The organism is Pantoea sp. SGAir0183 (assembly GCF_043545505.1).
This window is the reverse complement of the sequence record NZ_CP028053.1, coordinates 2,707,776-2,727,461: the sequence shown is the minus strand read 5'-3', so window position 1 is coordinate 2,727,461 and position 19,686 is coordinate 2,707,776. Positions and strand designations below refer to the sequence as shown.

21 protein-coding genes and 2 pseudogenes are annotated in these 19,686 nt (G+C 56.2%); 14 read left to right on the top strand and 9 right to left on the bottom strand.

Features of this window, described 5'->3' with window-relative positions; all coding sequences use genetic code 11:
- Positions 1–19: 19 nt before the first annotated feature.
- From C1N59_RS12660 to C1N59_RS12650, 3 genes are all read left to right on the top strand, one after another.
- Entirely contained in the window at positions 20–199 is a 180-nt protein-coding gene (locus C1N59_RS12660) for a hypothetical protein (protein WP_006119718.1), read from the top strand.
- A 194-nt stretch (positions 200–393) separates the two neighbouring features.
- Entirely contained in the window at positions 394–777 is a 384-nt protein-coding gene (locus tag C1N59_RS12655; protein ID WP_033737521.1) for a hypothetical protein, read from the top strand.
- Between the two features lie 22 nt (positions 778–799).
- Positions 800–1,216 carry a GNAT family N-acetyltransferase gene (locus C1N59_RS12650; RefSeq protein WP_283787189.1) on the top strand — a complete coding sequence of 139 codons (417 nt, stop codon included), beginning with the start codon at positions 800–802 and terminating at the stop codon, positions 1,214–1,216.
- Here the strand turns inward: C1N59_RS12650 and C1N59_RS12645 are convergent.
- Both C1N59_RS12645 and ldcA read right to left on the bottom strand, forming a co-directional pair.
- Positions 1,208–1,873, bottom strand: a complete 666-nt coding sequence (locus C1N59_RS12645) for an MBL fold metallo-hydrolase (protein ID WP_394549660.1) — start codon at positions 1,871–1,873, stop codon at positions 1,208–1,210. The genes C1N59_RS12650 and C1N59_RS12645 overlap by 9 nt on opposite strands.
- 22 nt (positions 1,874–1,895) lie before the next feature.
- Entirely contained in the window at positions 1,896–2,819 is a 924-nt protein-coding gene (gene ldcA / locus C1N59_RS12640) for a muramoyltetrapeptide carboxypeptidase (protein ID WP_006119713.1), read from the bottom strand.
- A gap of 155 nt (positions 2,820–2,974) precedes the next feature.
- On the opposite strand from ldcA, the gene emtA reads away from it, so the two are divergent.
- Positions 2,975–3,607, top strand: a complete 633-nt coding sequence (gene emtA, locus C1N59_RS12635) for a membrane-bound lytic murein transglycosylase EmtA (RefSeq protein ID WP_006119712.1) — start codon at positions 2,975–2,977, stop codon at positions 3,605–3,607.
- Between the two features lie 45 nt (positions 3,608–3,652).
- Here the strand turns inward: emtA and C1N59_RS12630 are convergent, their stop codons facing one another.
- Positions 3,653–4,600 carry a sugar-binding transcriptional regulator gene (locus C1N59_RS12630; RefSeq protein ID WP_033737518.1) on the bottom strand — a complete coding sequence of 316 codons (948 nt, stop codon included), beginning with the start codon at positions 4,598–4,600 and terminating at the stop codon, positions 3,653–3,655.
- 310 nt (positions 4,601–4,910) lie between these two features.
- Between C1N59_RS12630 and C1N59_RS12625 the strand changes: the two genes are divergently transcribed.
- From C1N59_RS12625 to C1N59_RS12615, 3 genes are read left to right on the top strand one after another with little or no spacing between them, the layout of a single operon-like run.
- Entirely contained in the window at positions 4,911–5,741 is an 831-nt protein-coding gene (locus C1N59_RS12625; RefSeq protein ID WP_394549658.1) for a transketolase, read from the top strand.
- Positions 5,734–6,678 (top strand): transketolase family protein, encoded by a 945-nt coding sequence (locus tag C1N59_RS12620; protein WP_033737517.1) that lies wholly within the window; start codon positions 5,734–5,736, stop codon positions 6,676–6,678. Before C1N59_RS12625 ends, C1N59_RS12620 begins: the two co-directional genes overlap by 8 nt.
- Positions 6,679–6,680: 2 nt before the next feature.
- Entirely contained in the window at positions 6,681–8,168 is a 1,488-nt protein-coding gene (locus C1N59_RS12615; RefSeq protein ID WP_394549656.1) for an FGGY family carbohydrate kinase, read from the top strand.
- A 49-nt stretch (positions 8,169–8,217) separates the two neighbouring features.
- Here the strand turns inward: C1N59_RS12615 and C1N59_RS12610 are convergent, their stop codons facing one another.
- Both C1N59_RS12610 and C1N59_RS12605 read right to left on the bottom strand, forming a co-directional pair.
- The gene (locus C1N59_RS12610; protein ID WP_110267667.1) at positions 8,218–9,351 is read right to left on the bottom strand and encodes a mechanosensitive ion channel family protein; all 1,134 of its coding nucleotides are present in this window, start codon (positions 9,349–9,351) and stop codon (positions 8,218–8,220) included.
- Positions 9,352–9,448: 97 nt separating this feature from the next.
- Positions 9,449–10,183 (bottom strand): flagellar brake protein, encoded by a 735-nt coding sequence (locus C1N59_RS12605; protein WP_006119706.1) that lies wholly within the window; start codon positions 10,181–10,183, stop codon positions 9,449–9,451.
- Positions 10,184–10,394: 211 nt separating this feature from the next.
- On the opposite strand from C1N59_RS12605, the gene C1N59_RS12600 reads away from it, so the two are divergent.
- Entirely contained in the window at positions 10,395–10,643 is a 249-nt protein-coding gene (locus C1N59_RS12600; protein ID WP_367143151.1) for a GlsB/YeaQ/YmgE family stress response membrane protein, read from the top strand.
- 76 nt (positions 10,644–10,719) lie between these two features.
- On the opposite strand, the gene treA is transcribed toward C1N59_RS12600, so the two are convergent.
- On the bottom strand, positions 10,720–12,405 hold the full coding sequence (gene treA, locus C1N59_RS12595; protein ID WP_394549655.1) for an alpha,alpha-trehalase TreA: 1,686 nt from the start codon (positions 12,403–12,405) through the stop codon (positions 10,720–10,722).
- A 216-nt stretch (positions 12,406–12,621) separates the two neighbouring features.
- Here treA and ghrA point away from each other — a divergent pair, with 216 nt between their 5' ends.
- The 5 genes and pseudogenes from ghrA (at position 12,622) to C1N59_RS12570 (ending at position 15,896) form a co-directional block, all read left to right on the top strand.
- Positions 12,622–13,563 (top strand): glyoxylate/hydroxypyruvate reductase GhrA, encoded by a 942-nt coding sequence (gene ghrA / locus C1N59_RS12590; protein WP_324028562.1) that lies wholly within the window; start codon positions 12,622–12,624, stop codon positions 13,561–13,563.
- A gap of 37 nt (positions 13,564–13,600) precedes the next feature.
- A complete protein-coding gene (locus C1N59_RS12585) occupies positions 13,601–14,338 on the top strand; it encodes a phosphatase (protein ID WP_006119703.1) in 738 nt (245 codons plus the stop codon).
- A gap of 413 nt (positions 14,339–14,751) precedes the next feature.
- Positions 14,752–14,955, top strand: a complete 204-nt coding sequence (locus tag C1N59_RS12580; protein ID WP_152998346.1) for a hypothetical protein — start codon at positions 14,752–14,754, stop codon at positions 14,953–14,955.
- Between the two features lie 149 nt (positions 14,956–15,104).
- A pseudogene (locus tag C1N59_RS12575) lies at positions 15,105–15,299 on the top strand (histidinol-phosphatase); the annotation flags it as partial.
- A gap of 27 nt (positions 15,300–15,326) precedes the next feature.
- Complete coding sequence (locus C1N59_RS12570) at positions 15,327–15,896, top strand: TorD/DmsD family molecular chaperone (protein ID WP_006119701.1); 570 nt, start codon at positions 15,327–15,329, stop codon at positions 15,894–15,896.
- A gap of 1 nt (position 15,897) precedes the next feature.
- Here the strand turns inward: C1N59_RS12570 and C1N59_RS12565 are convergent, their stop codons facing one another.
- Together C1N59_RS12565 and C1N59_RS12560 are read right to left on the bottom strand one after the other, a co-directional pair.
- Positions 15,898–17,259: a CoA transferase gene (locus C1N59_RS12565; protein WP_394549652.1), complete on the bottom strand. Its 1,362-nt coding sequence runs from the start codon at positions 17,257–17,259 to the stop codon at positions 15,898–15,900.
- A 47-nt stretch (positions 17,260–17,306) separates the two neighbouring features.
- Positions 17,307–18,191: a DMT family transporter gene (locus C1N59_RS12560; RefSeq protein ID WP_006119699.1), complete on the bottom strand. Its 885-nt coding sequence runs from the start codon at positions 18,189–18,191 to the stop codon at positions 17,307–17,309.
- 176 nt (positions 18,192–18,367) lie between these two features.
- Here C1N59_RS12560 and C1N59_RS12555 point away from each other — a divergent pair, with 176 nt between their 5' ends.
- Complete coding sequence (locus C1N59_RS12555) at positions 18,368–19,090, top strand: glutamine amidotransferase (protein ID WP_058701362.1); 723 nt, start codon at positions 18,368–18,370, stop codon at positions 19,088–19,090.
- On the opposite strand, the pseudogene C1N59_RS12550 reads toward C1N59_RS12555, so the two are convergent.
- Positions 19,078–19,639: pseudogene (locus C1N59_RS12550) on the bottom strand (class I SAM-dependent methyltransferase). The gene C1N59_RS12555 and the pseudogene C1N59_RS12550 sit on opposite strands and share 13 nt — an antisense overlap.
- Between the last annotated feature and the right edge of the window lie 47 nt (positions 19,640–19,686).

The following is a 19,686-nucleotide window of genomic DNA, read 5'->3' as shown; positions in this document are numbered from 1 at the left end:
GCAAATTCAGGGATAAAAGATGAAAGAAGAAGAAGCCAGTCTAATGATTATTCGCCATGCCATCGATGCGCTGGACGCAGAGAAAAGGCAGCAGGTGATTGCCTGTGCGGCAGAAATCCGCGATGTCATGAGCAGTTTCGACAACGAACCTGCCGGTCTGGCCTTGATGCTGGTCGCGGCGGAGGTTGCGGCAGAGTAAGTTTCATCCGTCGCGCCTGGTATCCGCATGCGCGAGTGTCATCCCGCTGGCGGCAGCCAGTCACGCGTCTCTTACGGCCTGATGTGCCGTTTTTTATTGCGCGGTCGCGCTCACCGCGCGATGCTTTACCCCTGCTTACAGCGTCTTAGCGCCACCTGACATGTGGCCGCCCTTATTTTCAGTGGAGGAATCAGATGAAAGCAGCCCGTCTTGCCCTGTGCCTGATCGCCGGTTTCAGCGCATCCGCATGGAGCGAAAGTGAGTTTCAGATCCAGTGTCCCGGACGTCCCGTTATGACCGTCTCGCGGGCGCAATATGGGCTCAGCACGCTCTACTGGCCGAAACAGCATTTCCAGATTGCCGCAGGCCAGCTGCAAACCCGCACGGATAACGGCGACAAGGTCGCGATTACACGCTTTCGCAACGGCGATCAGTTGATTGTGAACAAAAGTAATCTCGACACCTTCTTTGTCTACCATGACAGCGACGATCTGATCCCGTGCCGCCGTACCACGACGCGTGAGGTCGATGCGCTGAGCCTTGAGCGCTACGATGATCGCCAGCGCAACGACTCCTGACCCGCAGCGATAAGGAAGATAAATGCAGATTACCCTGACTGACACGGTGAGCAGTAAGGATCTGGATGAAATCCGGCTGGGCCTGAATGCCTGGAACAGTCAGTTTTACGATGCTGACCTGATTAAACCCCTTGGACTGTTCATCTGCGATGCGCAGGGCAGGAAACTGGCCGGATTGACCGGCACGACCACCGGCAACTGGCTACGCATTGATTTACTCTGGGTCGCACAGGCGCTGCGTGGGCAAGGCACCGGTCGCCAGTTGGTCCTGGCGGCTGAGCAGGAAGCCCGCCAGCGCGGCTGCCATTTTGCACAGGTGGATACAGGCAGCTTTCAGGCAAAGCCGTTTTACGAAAAGCTGGGTTACCGTGTCCGGTTGACGCTGGGCGAGTACATTATGCATCATCAGCGTCACTATCTGACGAAAACGCTATGCTGAGGGCAGCGCCTGCTGCCGCAAATCCAGCGCGTGCTGCTCAGCCTCATCAATCGCGGCCAGCCAGCAGGGCAGTGTAACCTTTTGCCAGGACAGATGACCACGCGTGGTGCTCATCAGCACCACATCGGGACGCAGGCTACGGTAAAGCTCCAGCGACGCCGCCAGTTCGGCAGGATTGCTGTCGGGTACCAACACCGTTACCCAGCGGTCATGATCACGCGTCAGCGTATCCCCGACAAATAAATAGGTCGGCCCCTGCGGCGAATGGTAGAGGTAGCTGCAGCTGCCGGGCGTATGGCCGGGCGTGGGCAACAGATGAAAATCACCGAAATGGGTTTCCTGCTGGGTAAAAGTATCGTCCGGCTCCACAAAGCGGCTGATTTGCCCGAGCGAGCGGCTGTGACAGTACAGCGCGCTGCTAAAACGCTTCTGGATTACCGCTGCGCCCGGTGCAGATTCATGCCAGTGAGTCAGATAATGGCGAATCACGCCGTTCTCATCGGCCAGCACTTCATGATCGAGCGGATTTTCCACCCGGCCAATCAGTAAATTACCGCGCGGATGGCGCAGTAAAAACCCATGCATCATGATATCGACGGCATCGTCTTCCGGAAACTCCGGCGTAGAGATCCACAAATCGTCATACAGCGGCTTCAATGTCGATCTCCTGCAACTCCAGTTATGTGCGCAATACGGGATGCCCGCTTGCCTGTAAACTGACCTGTCCCTGATGTACCGCTAAGGTCGCCCTGGCACCCAACGGCAGGGTCACGGTGTCAGGGCCGTGACCGAAATCCAGATCGCTGATAACGGGCAGACCGCTCAGATCGCGGAGGTACTGCCAGACCGTGGCGAAGTCAAACCCGTTATCGTAGTCGGACAAGGCGGTGCTGGTGAAACTGCCGGTGATAATCGCTCGTTGCTGCGCCAGAATCCCACACTGGTGGAGCTGCAGCAGCATACGTTCAATCCGGAACGGATGCTCATTCACATCCTCAATCACCAGAATGCCGTCTGTGATGGCCGGCATCCACGGCGTACCGATAAGCGAGCTGATCATCGCCAGGTTTCCTCCCCATAACGTACCGTGCCAGGTACCGTTATCGGGCGTGTCACTTTTCCAGTTCACACTGACTGTAGGTGATGTCAGCGCCTGCCAAAAGTGCTGCAGGGTAAATTCGGATAAAACCGCAGCGCCAAAGTTGCCCGCCAGCATTGGCCCACTGAAGCTGATTATTCCGGCGTGTTGCAGTAAGGCCAGTTGAATCACGGTGAAGTCGCTGTGGCCACACAGTGCCAGCGGCTGGTCCGCTAAGCGGCGCTGTAACGCGGCATAGTTGATTGAGGGCAGCAGGCGCGTGGCACCGTAGCCGCCGCGCACTGCCAGCACAATATCAGGTAAGGTCGCCAGATCGGCCAGCGCATTGATATCGTCTAAGCGTTCCGAATCCGTACCGGCAAAACGTTGAAAACGCCGTGCGATTGCCCCCGTATTTTCAACCTGGTGCCCCGCTGCGCGCAGGCGTTCAACCCCCAGATGGGCTGCAGGCTGATTGTGGCAATAACCTGAAGGGGCGATAAGACGGATTGAACGTGACGTCATAGTAAATTCCTGAAATTAGTCAGTGACAGACGTCACGATAATGACGAAAAAGTGCCAATAAGTCATCCGACTACTGTAATTAGGATAAACGGTAATTTTGCAATTTACCCTGCCAGGTATGATAGCTTCCGCCACTTCTGCGACGAGATAAAAAATTGCTTAAAATTCGCTACTTTGTCATTTCAGCATTATTGCTGACAGGCTGTGCCAGTGAACCGCCGCATACGTATGTTAAAGAGAAGAATACACCGCTGACGCAGGCACCGCCGTCGCGTATTTCGGGCACATGGTCACTCTTTACCGAAAGCGCGGCCAGCCAGTACGGGGTGGATGAGAAACTGATTAGCGCGATTATTAATGTGGAATCCGGAGGAAATCCGGGCGTGGTCAGCCGTTCGAATGCTGTCGGGTTGATGCAAATCAAAGCGGCAACGGCCGGACGTGAAGTGTACCGTACCCAGGGGCGCCGGGGTCAACCGACCACCGCTGAGTTACGCGATCCCGCCAGGAATATTGAGATCGGCACCGCCTATATCAAAATCCTCCAGCAGTCTGCGCTGTCCGGCATCCGCGATCCACTCACGCTGCGTTATGCCACGATTGTTTCTTACGCTAACGGTGCCGGGGCATTGCTTCGCACGTTCTCGCGCGATCGTGACCGCGCGATTGCCATGATTAACGCCATGACGCCGGACGAATTCTACCAGCACGTGCAGAACAAGCATCCGGCTGCTCAGGCACCGCGTTACTTATGGAAAGTCACCACGGCCTACCGGGCTATCAGCTGAGTCGCGTTTTTTCTCCTCACCTGACAGAAGGTGAGGAGAAAACACTTAACCCACCAGCAGCCGGGCCGTCGGATAATCGACGATCAGCACATTGACATAACCGCCGCGCAGGGCTCCGCGAATCGCCTGGGCCTTCTCTTTGCCACCCGCCAGCGCCACCACCTGCGGACACTGTCTGACCTGTTCCAGCTCCATACCAATCACCGGATCTTCGTCGGCCTGCAGCACGGGCTGGCCCTGTTCGTCAAAATAATGCAGACAGATATCGCCGACCGCACCGCGCGCTGCCAGCGTGCGCAACATGGTTGCATCGTAATAGTTACCGGAGTTGCGCAACAGGGCGGACGGCTCCAGGTCGCCGATGCCGACAATCGCCAGGTCTACTTCGCCGAACTTATTCAGCACCTCGGCCACCTCCGGATTGGCCGCCAGCCGCTGACGGTCGCTCACCGAATGTTCAATCGACTGCGAAGGCAGCAGCCAGGCCGGACAGTTCAGCAGGGCGGCCAGGTTTTGCGTCAGGATAGTCGCCTGCACGTTGCCGTTCGCCCCCACGCCGCCCAGGAGCTGAATCACCCCTTTGCATGAGGCATTCAGCGGATGCAACGCATCGACCATACAGCGAATGGTGCCGCTCCAGGAAGAGATGCCGATCAGCTCATCGGGACGCAGTCGCGTCTCCAGATAGTGAGCCGCCGCCGATCCAATCGCCTGTTTAATTTCGCTGACAGAAGCCTGTTCTGCCACATCCACTACGATGGCCTGAGGTAACTGATAGGTTTGCTCGATCGCTTTTTCCAGTTCAGGAAAAACGTTGGCGGGGGGAACCACGCTAATTTTCACCACGCCTTCTTTCACACTGCGGGTCAGGATGCGTGAAACAAACGACTGGGACAGCTTAAGTAACTGCGCAATATCGGATTGCTTCCTGCCTTCGACATAGTAGAGCGTGGCAATTTTCACCATGAGCCGCTGTTCGTCCTGCTTCGCCATCTGTTTTTCCTCTCGTATTCTGCCCGCCATTGTTAACCACTGACGTGAAAAGCACAATCCAGGGCAATTTGTGATCGTTTTCGCTTTTTATCACTTCGTGCATAGACGCCGTCGTTCGTCAGGCGCATAGTAACTATGAATATAAAATCATTATTGAATATATATTCATAATTGTTAAGGCTGTTGTGTTTCTGCGCGTAATAGCAGGCGATGAAAGGGTAGGTTATTGCTGTCATCACGGCGGAAGAAGGGAGAGTTGTACCCTCTCTGAATATATATTCAAGTTCGACTTAAAATTCAAAGGTGAAATATGAATCCATTTACGCTTTCTGTGGATGCGCTCGAAAAAAAGGCCCGGGCCGTACGCCGCCGCATCATCCAGCTTAACGCGGGCAGTCCGGCAGGCGGGCATACCGGTGCCGACCTGTCACAGGTTGAGATTCTGACCGCGCTCTATTTTCGCATTCTGAATTGTGCACCGGATCGAACGGAAGACGATCAACGTGATATCTATATCCAGTCAAAAGGTCATGCTGTGGGAGGATACTATTGCGTGCTGGCGGAAGCCGGCTATTTCCCGCTGGACTGGCTGCCTACCTATCAACATGCCGATTCTGCGTTGCCGGGCCATCCTGTACGGCAGAAAACTCCGGGCGTTGAACTCAACACCGGTGCGCTGGGTCACGGATTGCCCGTGGCGGTGGGCATTGCGCTGGCGGCGAAAAAGAACCACAGCCCGCGCCGTGTGTTTGTGGTGACCGGCGACGGTGAGCTGGCAGAAGGCAGCAACTGGGAAGCCGCGCTGGTAGCCGCGCACTATGGCCTGGATAACCTCATCATCATAAACGACAAGAACAAGCTGCAACTGGCGGGTGCAACGCGTGACATTCTCAATACCGATCCACTGGCAGAAAAATGGCGCGCCTTTGGTCTGGAGGTCAGGGAATGCAACGGCAATGACATGGCCGCAGTGGTGAATACGCTGGAAAACCTGCCTGTGAACGGTAAGCCACAGGTCATTATCGCGCACACCGAAAAGGGCTTTGGCATCTCGTTTATTCAGGGACAAGCCGAATGGCACCATCGGGTGCCGAAAGGGGACGAGATTGCGCGGGCACTGGAGGAATTAAACGATGAGTAATGCACAACACCTGGCCAACGTCATGGTCGACGCGTTAACAGATGCCGTACATCGCGGCATCGATGTGGTGCCGGTCGTGGCGGATTCGACCTCCACGGCGAAGATTGCGCCCTTTATTGACGCCTTTCCCGGTCGTCTGGTTAACGTCGGTATTGCTGAACAGGCGCTGGTCAGCACAGCCGCTGGCCTGGCGCTGGGCGGCAAAATCGCCGTGACCTGTAACGCCGCGCCCTTTCTGATTTCGCGCGCAAATGAGCAGATCAAAATCGATGTCTGCTACAACAACACTAACGTGAAGCTGTTTGGACTGAATGCCGGTGCCAGCTATGGTCCGCTTGCCAGCACCCATCACAGCATCGATGACATCGCCGTCATGCGTGGATTCGGCAATATCGAAATTTATGCGCCCGCCTGTCCAGTCGAGTGCCGCCAAATTATCGACTATGCGCTTGACCACAGGGGGCCGGTTTATATCCGGCTGGACGGCAAAGCGCTGCCGTCGTTGCACGACGAAAATTACCGCTTCCGGCCCGGTCAGATTGACCGGCTGCGAGAAGGCCACGATATTGCGCTTGTTGCCATGGGCTCGACGGTACATGAAGCCGTGACCGCCGCAGAGCAACTGGAAAAGCAGGGCGTTTCTGCCGCCGTGATTTCGGTTCCGTCCATTCGCCCCTGTAATACGCAGCAGTTGCACAATCTGCTCAGCCACTTCCGCGCCGTGATCACGGTGGAAGAGCATAACATTAATGGTGGCGTAGGCAGCCTGGTGGCGGAGGTGCTGGCGGAACACGGCTTGCCGGTTAAGCTTCTGCGGCTGGGGATTGCCAACGGCGAATATGCCATAGCCGGCGATCGGCCCGCCACGCGCGCGCACCATGGCATTGATGCCAGCAGCATCGCCGCGCAGGCGTTACGCCTCTGTGCAGGAGGCTGACGATGCGGGAGTCGGTGATTCTGGCCATTGATGAAGGCACCACCAATGCCAAAGCGGTAGCCGTCGATCGAAAGGGACGCATGGTGGCGCGCGGCAGTCAGGGTTTAACGTTACAACATCCGCAACCCGGCCTGGCAGAACAGGATCCCCAGGCGATATGGTCAGCTGTCAGGCAGGCCATCATCGACTGCCTGGCGCAGTGCGACGGAGCAAGCGTGGCAGCGGTGGCTATCAGTAACCAGCGCGAATCCGTACTGATCTGGCAGCGCCGTGATGGCGTGCCGTTAACGCCGCTGGTGAGCTGGCAGGATCGCCGTTCCGAATCGTTTTGCCGGGATTTACAGCAGTCGGGCAGCGCCGCGCGCATCAGCGCTCTGACGGGCCTGGCGGTCGATCCGATGTTCCCGGCCGCCAAACTGACCGGTATGCTGGCAGCCATACCGGACGGTTTCGCCCGGGCAGCGGCGGGGGAACTGTGCATCGGCACCGTGGACAGCTGGCTGACCTGGCAACTGACGGCGGGCACGACATTTGTGACCGATCATGCCAATGCCGCGCGCACGCAGCTTTACAGCCTGCACCGCAATGACTGGGACGATGAACTGCTGTCACTGTTCAGCCTGCCGCGTGCGGCGCTGCCACAGATTGTCGCGTCGGCGAGCGTGGCAGGCATGATATGCGTGAGCGATATACCGGGACTCGCACCCGGCACACCGATCCTGGCGCGCATCGGCGATTCTCATGCCGCGCTTTATGCTCAGCGACGCGGCACGGCGGAAGTGGTCAAAGCCACTTACGGCACTGGATCATCGCTGATGATGTCGATGGCCACGCCGCTGCTGACCGATAACGGGCTCAGCACCACCGTTGCCTGGCACGACGGCCAGGCGCGCTTTGCCTTTGAAGGTAATATCACGCACACCGGGTCCGGGGCCGCCTGGCTGGGGACGATGCTGGGCATTCACGATCCCCGGCAACTTACGGCACTGGCTGAAGGCTGTGATGATAATCAGGGCTGCTATTTTGTTCCGGCGCTGTCGGGGCTGGGGGCGCCGTGGTGGGATCTCAAGGCCAGAGGCCTGATCTGCGGCCTGACCGATGCGGCCACGCCCGCCGTACTGGCGCGGGTGGCGCTGGAATCCATCTGCTGGCAGATTGCTGACGTGTTTTTTGCCATGGAAGAGGCCTGCGGCACAGCGCTTCCGGCCTTGTGCGTTGACGGCAGCGCCACGCAAAACCCCTGGCTGATGCAGTTTCAGGCCGACGTATTGCAACGTCCGCTGCACTGCGCGCCGACCGCCGAAGCCTCTGCGCTGGGGGCGGCACTGCTGGCAGGAAAAGGGCTGGGATGGTGGCAGCAGGGCGACGATATGCTGGCCTTGCAGGGCGGGCCGATCATCATGCCCCGAACCCATCTGGCGCAGCACATGCAGGATAACTATCAGGGCTGGAAAAACGCGGTGACCCGCTGTCGCTATCAGCCACAATGAACGGAAAATGAGGGCCAGACTGTAACAGCCAGCCCTCAGTACAGCGAGGTTAACGACTGACGCGTTGCGGGACAGTCTCTTCATCGTCCGGCACCGGTTTAAGATCGACCGGCGGTAAACTTCCGCCGCTGAATTCGACCTGACGGATCGGAAAGGCAAAGCGAATATTGCGTTCTTCCAGCGCCGCCATCAGTTGCAGGTTAATCTCCTGCTGAATATCCATATAGACGTTGTAGTCGGCGCTCAGCACAAAGTAGACCACTTCAAAGGTCAGCTTCGAGTCATCGAAGGCCAGAAAATGGGCGCGGTCAAAGCGCGTCATTTCAATACCCTGAATGATGGTTTTCACCAGTTCGCTGATTTCTCGCACCTGCTCAGACGGCGTGGCGTAGCTGATACCGAATGTAAACACCAGACGACGTTGCTGCATCCGCTTGTAGTTATGAATTGTCTGCTGCAACAAAATGGTATTGGAACAGACGATCTGCTCACCGCTCAGGCTACGCAGCCGCGTGGTTTTCAGGCCTATATGCTCAATAGTGCCGGCAATATCGCCAAATACGATAAAATCGCCGTGCTCAAAAGGCTTATCAAAGCCAATCGCCAGGGAAGCAAACACATCACTCAGGACGGTCTGAATCGCCAGGGCGATGGCAATACCGCCCACGCCCAGGCTGGCTACCAGCGCCGTGATGTCGATGCCCATATTCGACAGAATCGCCAGCAGCATCATGACCCACACCACGACCCGCAACAGAATCCCCAGAATGACGGTGGTCACCGGATTGCGCACGTGAAGCGGATCGCGCAGCAGGCTTTTTAACCACAGGCGAATGCCGCAGTCGATCCACAACGCCAGTTGCACAATCAGCGCCAGGAACCAGCTGTGAGAAACCGTCGAGCGCCACGAGTCGGGCAAATCGATGAAACGCAGGGCAATCAGCAGCGAAAAAATCAGCAGCAGCAGGTGGCTGGTGCTGCGCAGTATTTCCACCAGGATGCCGGTAAAGCGGACGTGGCGGTCTTCGCTGAAGTGCGCAATGCGGTTGGACACGAAACTGATCAGGCTGCGCAGCAACCAGTAAATAACGAGGGTGGCAATGATGACGATGGCGCTGTTGATCCACAGCGTTTGATTAAAAAGAATGGACTGAAAATGACGCAAACTGAGCCAGTTTTCCATTGGGGAGTGTCTCCTTGCTGGTTCCGGTTAAACGAGAAAGCAAGGAAAGCATAGCCTGGATGCGCCGCGGATGTGCGGCGCGGAAAAAGAGCGGAGGTTACTGGAAGCGTTGCGCTTTGTCGCGCGCCAGCCGCTCCAGGCTAAAAATCACCTGCTGCAACTGCCGTTCCTGATGGGGTTCTAGTGCCGTAAAACGGAAGCTCAGCCGCGGCGTAACTTTGGTTTCATTTTTACTGGTAATCATGCTGCGTTCACCAATATGCATTAACGTCGCATTGACGTTGAACTGACCGTATTCACCCAGTTCCACCTGCAGATTTTTAAAATCGTCGCCGCTTTTCAGGCCGTCCGGCATCGCGTCGTCCACCAGCACGCCGATACCGCCTAACGATAAATCCTGTAATCGCAGTCGGGCAGCCGAGCCGTCAGGCCATGTGCAGTGACACCAGAACTGCGGGTCCATCGGTGCGCTGATGCGGAAGAATTCACGCCGCTGAATTTGCCACAGCACCTCCGGTAACGTTGCCTGAAATGCAGGCAGGCCGTCGAATTCCGTTTTCTCCAGCCCGGGTAAGGCAAATTCAACCTTCGCGCCCTGGGTTTCGGCAAACACGGTAATATCGTTGCACTGCAGTGCGTAGTCGTTATCCAGATTATTACTGCCCAGATCAAAAACAATGCGGTTTTCATCCGCCGCCAGCATACGGCTGATAAACTGCCCACGTGAGAAATTCACCAGCAAAGGTGTTTGCGCCTGAAGCAGGTCTTTCATGACGCCCAGAACCGCCAGCGTGCCACGTTTGAGATAATGTTCTTTATCGGCTTCTTTCACTTGCTGGCCCCCGATGAGCAACGCTTTATCATTTGTATTTATCCTGTTACTACCCGTTCGTTATCGGCTGACAATAATAAAGCTTTAACACAATAACCACTATCATAACCTTCACGCGCAGCATTTTTAAAAATTGCGACTATACTAAGCGCGTGAACCGCTTGATTAATCAGGCGATCGCCATTGACTAACCAAAAGGAAGGAGTAACAGATGGGTATTATTTCATGGATCATCTTTGGTTTAATCGCTGGTATCCTGGCGAAGTGGATCATGCCAGGCAAAGATGGTGGTGGATTCATCATTACTATTATTCTGGGTATCGTGGGTGCCGTTGTCGGTGGATGGATCAGTACCCGCTTAGGTTATGGAACTGTGGATGGATTCAACTTCGGTAGCTTCGTTATCGCGGTTATCGGCGCGCTTATTGTGCTGTTTATCTACCGCAAAGTACGCAGTTAACGTACGCAGATAACCAAAAAAGGCCCGCCTCGCAGCGGGCCTTTTTTATGTTAACGCGATCTCTCGCCTGTTCGCTTTATTTCGCGCTGCTTTGCGCCTCGGGAATATCGTGGGCGCTGTTACAGGTTTTATCTTTCGGACAATATTTATCCAGCAATTTTAACGTGACCCCGTTCGTCCAGCCAAAACCGTCCTGAAGCGGATATTCACCACCGCCGCCGCCGCCAAGATTGTTGCCTTCGACCACGTATTTTTCGACCAGCTTATGCTCTTTATCGTACGTCAGCTGAACGTTACGCAGGAAACGCAGGCCCACCTGCTGCGCCAGCTGCGGCTTTTTATAGTGCTCCAGCCCTTCAACGGCCACCCACTGCAGCGGTGCCCAGCCGTTGGGAGCGTCCCATTGCTGGCCGTTGTTCACTGTGGTGGTCACCAGACCGCCCGGTTTCAGCAGCTGTTTTTCCACCGCGCTGGCGGTGCTGTCAGCCTGTTTGTCACTGGCAATCTGCATATAGAGCGGAAACAGCGTAGCAGCCGTTAGCTGCGGATGAATCTTACGCGTTTTCCAGTCGTAGTCGGCGTACCAGCCCTGTTTGCTGTTCCACAGATAGCGGTTAATCGCCGCTTGACGTTTTTCAGCCCGATCGGCAAAGGCTTTAGCCTGCGCATCCTGTTTATTCAGGCGATACGCCGTCGAGAGCGTTTTTTCCAGATGGAACATCAGGCTGTTGAGATCGACCGGGGCCAGTTGCGTGGTGCGGATGGTCGAAAGGTTATGCGCATCGGTAAACCAGCGTGAGCTGAAATCCCAGCCCGATGCCGCACCGGCGCGCAGATCGCGATATATCTCTGCTTTGTTGCGCTGTGGCGCTTTGTTCGCCGTTGCAATGTCGTCCATCCATGATTCGGTACGCGGCACGTCGCGTGCGTCCCAGTAGCGGTTCAGCACTGTCCCGTCGGCCAGTTTGACCACCCGCTTGCTGGCATTACCTGCGGCGACGCTGTCGCTGTCCGCCATCCAGTAATCGTACTCTTTTTGTAACTGCGGCAAATAACGCACATAGACGTTATCGCCTTCATGCGTCGCCAGCAGATCCACCATCAGGCTAAAGAATGGCGGCTGCGAGCGACTCAGATAGTAAGTGCGGTTGCCGTTGGGAATGTGGCCATAGCGATCCAGCAGCGAGGCGAAGTTGTCCACCATATCCTGCACTTTATCCCAGTGGCCGCTTTCCGCCAGGCCGAGCATGGTAAAGTAGCTGTCCCAGTAGTAAACCTCACGGAAACGCCCGCCTGGCACCACATAGGGTTTGGGCAACGGCAGCAACGAGTCATATTTTCCTGTGTTACTTGTCGTCCGCGTTAACACCGGCCACAGGCCGTTAATATGGTCACGAAGGTTCTGGCCCGCAGGCGGCACATATTTGTCACTGTCGGTGGGCAGGGTGAAATTCGCGGCGACGAAGCGCTTTAAATCAAAACCGCGCTGATTCTTCTGCATCTGCCAGTCGGCCAGAATGGAGGACGGATCATATTTAGGCACGGCATCTGCAAACGTCTTTTGGTCAGGGTAAAATTTTGCCTGTTGTACGGCATTGAACAACGGTCCTAAACGGACATCGGGCGGCTGGGGTTGACTGGTCAGTAATCGGGAATCCTCGGCTGCCCAGGTGCTGAAAACGGTCGCACTTAACAACACGCCAAGCAAAACGGGCGCATGACGTTGAGACCGTTTAGTCGTTGTTACCTCAGTGTTTCTCATCGGTGTTTCTCCTTGTCCGAAATGTGATCATGTGTCACGCATTGACCACTCTCCAACTTTAGACCTTAACCGCAATTTTCACCCTTTCGTCCCGCGGAAATGTGAAGCCGCGTAACTTATTGATGATCATAGCCTGCGAAATTTTGTGCTTTTTTTTCAGGCTCCGCTTGCCCTGAGACCACTTTTCCCCGAGGCTGAGAAAAAAAGAGGATCACTATGGACATCATCTGGTTTCATCCATCGCAACCTGCTGACGACTGGATCAGCGGATTACAGCAGCGCTTACCTCATGCACGTGTCCGTCACTGGACGACCGACGATACGTCCCCGGCAGATTATGCGCTGGTCCGTTCGCCGCCACCGGCCATGCTGCGGGGCCGCAATGACCTGAAAGGGGTATTTGCGCTGGGGGCGGGCGTAGACGAAATTTTGCGTCAGCTGCAGCAAAACCCGGACATGCTGGCAGACAGTGTTCCCCTTTATCGTCTGGAAGACACAGGCATGGCGCAACAGATGCAGGAGTACGCGGTCTGTCGGGTGCTGGGCTGGTTTCGGCGCTTTGATGATTACCAACAGCAGCAGCAGTCGGCCCAGTGGCAACCGCTGCCGTCGTATTCGCGTGACCAGTTTCATATCGGGATTTTAGGCGCGGGCGTGCTGGGGCAACAGGTGGCGAAAAGCCTGGCGGCCTGGGGATTCCCGGTGCGCGTCTGGAGCCGTTCAGCCAAGCAGATTGCCGGTGTGACCAGCTTCGCCGGGCGCGACGCGCTGGACGATTTCCTGCGTGACACTCAGGTACTGATCAATCTGCTGCCCAGCACCGCAGAAACGCGCAATCTGATTGATCAGAAACTGTTAGCCCAGTTGCCGCAGGGCGCGTTTTTCCTTAACCTCGCTCGTGGGGATCAGGTTGTGGAAGCCGATTTGCTCACCGCCCTGGATAGCGGGCAAATAAAGGGCGCCGCACTGGATGTTTTCCAGGTCGAGCCACTGCCTGCCGATCATCCGTTGTGGTTCCATCCGCGCGTCACAATTACTCCGCATAATGCGGCGGTCACCCTGAAAGAGGAAGCGATGGACTACATTGCCCGCGCGATTACTCAACTTGAAGCAGGTGAAAACCCACAGGGCTACGTCGATCGCCAACGTGGCTATTAACGATTCGGGCCGTAACCGGCCCCTACAGGAGCAGACAATGTATCCCGTCGATCTTCACATGCACACGGTTGCCAGCACCCATGCCTACAGCACGCTACATGATTATGTCGCGCAGGCTAAACTGAACGGCCTGAAACTGTTTGCCATCACCGATCACGGCCCGGATATGGCCGATGCACCGCACTACTGGCACTTTGTGAATATGCGTATCTGGCCCCGCATCATTGACGGTGTGGCGATCCTGCGCGGCATCGAGGCCAACATCAAAAACCAGCAGGGCGAAATCGACTGTTCCGGCCCGATGCTGGAATCGCTGGATCTGATTGTGGCGGGCTTCCACGAACCCGTCTATGCACCGCGCGACCTTACTCAGAATACCGAGGCGATGATTGCCGCCATGGCGGGAGGGTTAGTGCACATCATCAGCCATCCCGGCAACCCGAAATATCCCGTTGATATCCCGGCGATTACCGAAGCGGCCGCACACTACGATGTGGCGCTGGAGCTGAACAATTCCTCCTTTACCCATTCGCGTCCGGGCAGCGAACCGAACTGCCGGGCGATTGCCGAAGCCGTCGGCAAGGCGGGTGGACGGCTGGCCTTCGGCTCTGATTCCCATACGGCGTTTACCCTGGGCAATTTTGAGCACTGCCTGCGTATCGCCAGAGAAGTGGATTTTCCGGAGGATCGCGTGTTAAATGTCACGCCGCGTCGCCTGCTCGATTTTCTGGCACTGCGCACGGGCAAGACGATCCCCGAGCTGGCGGACTTTTAGTTCGTCCTCATCAAGGAATGTTGGTTTAGGAATACACCAACATTCCGGTAAATCTTACCTGCTTACTTTGGCTTTTATGGGTTAGGCAATAAACCTGATGAGCAGGTTAAAGAACCTCTCCGCAATCAGTTAGCTTGTGCAAGTTTTCAGGCGGGAGGGGAATAGCAAATTTGTTGCGTCTCTGACACTAGCAATCACGAAGAATGCTCACATGTGTTACGTATACAACGCATCGTTGTATGATGGCATCAGTTTCGCTGTCAGTATGGCCCTTATCAAAGAAGTCGCCTCAACCCTCCGTATAATGTAAAAACACTTCAGCACAACATATTAATTGATATGAATTCATAACCTGCTAAAGCCCTGTATGGGTTCAATGAGTGAATACTGGCAAACACGCTATAGGATAAATAATGAAATGTGTGAATTGGGCAGGAAAACTCTCTGTACATCTTATTGAAGGTACGATAACCGTGATCATGAGTTTTTTGGCCCTCACTTCACTGTACCTTTTTGAAAGTCTGACGTTAAAACTGTGCGGCTTTGCAGGCTCAGTTCTGGCAGGCTTTATTGCTGCTTATTACCTTGGAAAAGCGAGAGGAGAGCATAAGGAGTGAAAAAAGAGAGGGCTTTTGCTGTAGGAGGCTGATTTCAGACTTATCGTTGTATCAAGTTACCATTAACATTGCGCTGTAAGAAACGGCAGTGGCCAGCACTACGTTGTTAAACGCAATGCGATATCAATAAAGTATCCATTATGGCAGCGTGCCGGGCGATTGCCGAAGCCGTCGGCTCTGATTCCCATACGGCATTTACCCTGGGCAATTTTGAGCACTGCCTGCGTATCGCCAGAGAAGTGGATTTTCCGGAGGATCGCGTGTTAAATGTCACGCCGCGTCGCCTGCTCGATTTTCTGGCACTGCGCACGGGCAAGACGATCCCCGAGCTGGCGGACTTTTAATTTTTCTCCTTCAAGGAATTCTGACTCATGAATGAGTTTTCCATTCTGTGCCGCATTATCGGCTCGCTGTTTAACCGCCATCCGCAGGATCCCCTGCTGGCACCGCTGTTTACGCTGATTCGCGAAGGCAAACTGGCGGCGCAGTGGCCGCTGGAGCAGGATGCGCTGTTGAAACGGTTGCAGCAGAGCAGCGATCCGCAGGCACTGACTGCCGACTATGAGGCGCTGTTTGTTGGCGAATCATGTAACGTTTCGCCCTTTGCCTCACACTGGCCGGAAGGAAAGCCGGAGTCCGAGATCCGCGCCTTTTTAACCTCGCGCGGTATGCCGCTGGGTGAAGCACCGACGGACCATTTTGGCGCGCTGTTGCTGGCGGCGTCATGGCTGGAAGATCAGTCTGCGGCAGACGAAAGCGCCGCTCAACTGGCGCTGTTTGATACCTTTCTGATGCCGTGGTGCGGCGCGTTCCTGGGCAAAGTCGAGGCGCATGCCACTACCGCCTTTTACCGCACCCTGGCCGAGTTGAGCCGTGAAGCGATTCAGGCCATGTACGATGAGCTGGTGGAAAGCGCCAGCGAGCAGGGCGACGACGCCTGATTTACCACGTCGCCGGATGGCTGCCGGGTGGGCAGCCGGGCGTGGCACACTTCAGGGCGGTGCCGGGCAGCCATGCGGCGGAATGCAGACGCACGCCGATTCCCCACGGTGTAAGTTCCAGGCTGGGCTGATTGTCGCTGTGCTGCGGGATGATCCCCGAATGGGCCATGTCGCTGGCGTAACGGTGCTGCTCCAGCAGCCAGGCGGTGCGCGCCAGCGACAGGCGCGCCTGGCTTCCGCTGCCTTCATGAAGGCGCTGACGCAGACCGGCCAGCACGGCCGCCGCTATCAGGTAACCCGTGGCATGATCCAGCGCCTGAACCGGCAGAGGCACCGGTGCAGTATGTTGCTTCCAGCGCATGCCCTGTTCGGCAATACCGCAACCCATCTGCACCAGACTGTCGAAACCGCGCCGGTTGCGCCAGGGGCCCTGCCAGCCCCAGGCATTCAGGCCCACGTCCACCAGACCGGGACACAGACTTTGCAGCGATTCCGCATCAAATCCCAGCTTTTCCAGCGCATCGGCACGGTAACCGTGCACAAGCACATCGGCCTGTTTCAGCAACCAGATAAACTGCGCACGGTCAGCGGGCTGTTTCAGGTCCAGCACGGCGCGGCGCTTGCCGCAGGCAAGCTCTTCATCCGCGCCCGGCTCCTGCCAGCCGGGTAGATCGATACGCAACACATTTGCCCCCAGGCCGGCGAGAAAGCGCGTGGCCACCGGGCCCGCGATGATGCGCGTCAGATCCAGCACCCTGATGCCCAGTAACGGACGCGCGTCGGGCAACGCCCAGTCGACCGCAGGGCCTTCGGTCATGGTCTGCAGGGCAAACAACGGTTCATGTATGACGGCCAGTCCCTGCGGATGCTGTCGCCAGGCTTCAGCACTGCGCATTTCTGCAGCGCAACCGCCAGCGTCAATCACGGCCTGCTCCAGCTCGGTAGCCTGCCACTGCGCCACTTCCCGCGCCAGCGCATCCCGATCCGGATGCTGACCCAGCACGCTCTCCATCGCCAGGCGATGGTGGGGCGCATTGGTATGCAGACGGATCCAGCCGTTGCGGCAGGCGTAATCGCCCGCGAAGGCATCCCACAGTGCGGGTGCAGGGCGGTTAAGCGGCATAAAACTGTGCTGGAACCAGCGTGAGGCAAGGCGGACATTGATCTGTGCACGGACAGGACGATTGAGTAATTCAGCGATGCCCTGCGTCGCTAATCCCAGACTGGTGGCCGCCAGTTCACTGACGGCATAGGCGGAGGAAAAGGCCGCGTGATCGGTGAAAACGGGCAGCGCGTGTGGCGCAGGGTTGCCATGCAATCCTTGCCACATCTGCTGCCAGAGTGCGTTGGCCAGATGATTCATGCTACAGGCTCCTGAAGCGGACGATTCCTGAAGCATAGCATGTGCCTTTAACGACGTCGTAAGCGCGGAAACCGGGCGTGCATGCGCAGATTACGCAGGTTGATTACCGCAATGGTAGTGCCGAGGATCACCAGCGAGGCACCAATAATTTTGAAACTGTTCAGGCTGTCGCCCAGCACCACAATGCCCATGATCACTGCCAGCACCGGTGTCAGCAGGGAGTAGGGCATAATCAGGTTAACGTTGTATTTCTTCAGTAGTGAATACCACAAGGTATAGGCGACTACCGAAGAGGCAATCGCACTGTAGAGAATGGCAAACCAGCCGCGCCAGCCCGCATGTTGCAGGGCATAAAGCTGATGTGATTCGGACATATAGCTGGCCGCGCCGACAATGGGCAACGCCAGAAACGCGATCCAGCCCGTCATGGTCAGCGGCTTAATCGGGGGCGATTTTTTCACAATCAGATTGCTCACCGCCCAGCCCGTGGCGCTGCACAGCAGGATACAGAGCACCCACCAGGCGGGGATCGTCGGGCTGCCGGACAGCACCACTACACCGCTCAGCGAAATCATAATGCCGATAAGCTGGATAAGCCGCAGCTTCTCTTTCAGGAATACCATCGCCAGCAGCATCGCAATCGGCGTGCCCAGTTGCACCACAATCGCTCCTGTTCCGGCATCGGTGTAACGCATGCCGAGAAACAGCAGTGAGAAGTGCATAAAGCCAAACGTAAAGGCCAGCAGTAACAGCCAGGGAAACTGTTGACGGTTAATCCGGCAAAACGGTACCAGGACAATCGCCACGACGAAAAACCGCATCCAGGTCAGGAACAGGGGCGGTAAATCCACTAAGCCCCATTTCACCGCCACGTTATTAAAGGCCCAGATGGACACGACCATCAGAACCGTAAAGAAATGCCGCACTGCCACAATGTCATCCTTTGAAAAAACACGTTACCCGATAATCATGGCATGAACCCGCGCGGTTAAGACAATGATTAACGTTTTTTTTATTTAGTTAACTCTAAAAATTCATAAGACTTTTACAACAGTTGCTGTCAGACTGATTTTCCGAAACGTTAACGCCTGTGAGGATCCGATTCGGTATGACTTATGCACCTGCCTTGCCGCTTGCCCTGATTCAGTTAGATGTTCCTCCTGCCAGTGTGGTCGAAAAAATCGGTGAACAGCCGGTCTGGTTTATTGATGCTCTGAATTTACAGCCTGAAGATTACCTTATCGTCCGTCCGCATCTGGGTGAGCCGTTGCCGCAGTTTACTGAAATCTCCGGCGCGGTATTAAGCGGTTCGTGGGCAATGGTGACTGACCATGAGGAGTGGAGCGAACGCACCGCCGCCTGGGTTCGCGCGGGGATGGACGCGCAGTTGCCACTACTGGGCGTGTGTTACGGCCATCAGCTCATGGCGTATGCGCTGGGAGGTAAAGTCGCGGACAACCCTCATGGCTGGGAACGGGGATTACTGGCGCTGAACACGACAACCGCGGCGAAGCACGATCCCCTGCTTGCGACCCTGCCGGATCACTTCGAGGCCTGGCTTTCTCATCGTCAGTCGGTGGTGATACCGCCGCCGCAGTCGACGATTCTGGCACAGTCAGAAAAAGATCCCTGCCAGGTATTGCGCTATTCGCCGAATGCGCTGTCCATGCAGTTCCATCCCGAATTTGATCGCCAGATTATGGATGCCTGTCTGCCCGACGATGTAGACAGCGATGGCGCCGAACTGCAGGGGGCGGACTGGGCACGCAGCATTTTAACCCATTTCTGGCTGCAAACGCGCCCGGCGGTCGACAGCGCTCAGGGCGCATAGTGACGGGCGCAGCGGTAAACCCAGGCGGGCGGCACGTTTTTTAAAACCCGCTGACGTTCCCAGGTAAAGTAACGGGACAAATCGGGCTGGGTCAGGGATGTGTACTGAAACTGTACAAAGACGCCGTTTGGGCCCAGCGCGTGGAAAACCGCCTGTAAAATCGCCTCGCGCAGTTCCGGCGACAGCGACAGAAGCGGAAGGCCAGAAAAAATAGCGTCATAGCTGCCGTTCAGGTACTCCGCCGAACAGGTGCGTACCGTCATGCGTTCATCATCCAGCGTTAAGCTTTTGTGCCAGCGCGCTGCTGATTTCAAATACGTCCAGTGTGGCCTCAGGTGCCATCTTTGCCAGCAGGCGACGCGTCAGCACACCATCGCCTGCGCCTAACTCAGCGATCCGGAATTGATGACGCCAGTCGACCGCTTCCACCATAGTGCGACACAGCGCTTCGGAAGACGGCGTGATGCTGCCCATCTTGCGCGGATTGCGGATGAACTGGTGGACGAAATCTGCTTTTGCGCGCATTAACGTGAAAGCCGAAGCCAACATGCTGACCTACCTCCAGAGTGAACATATCCTCATATTGACCTCATTCG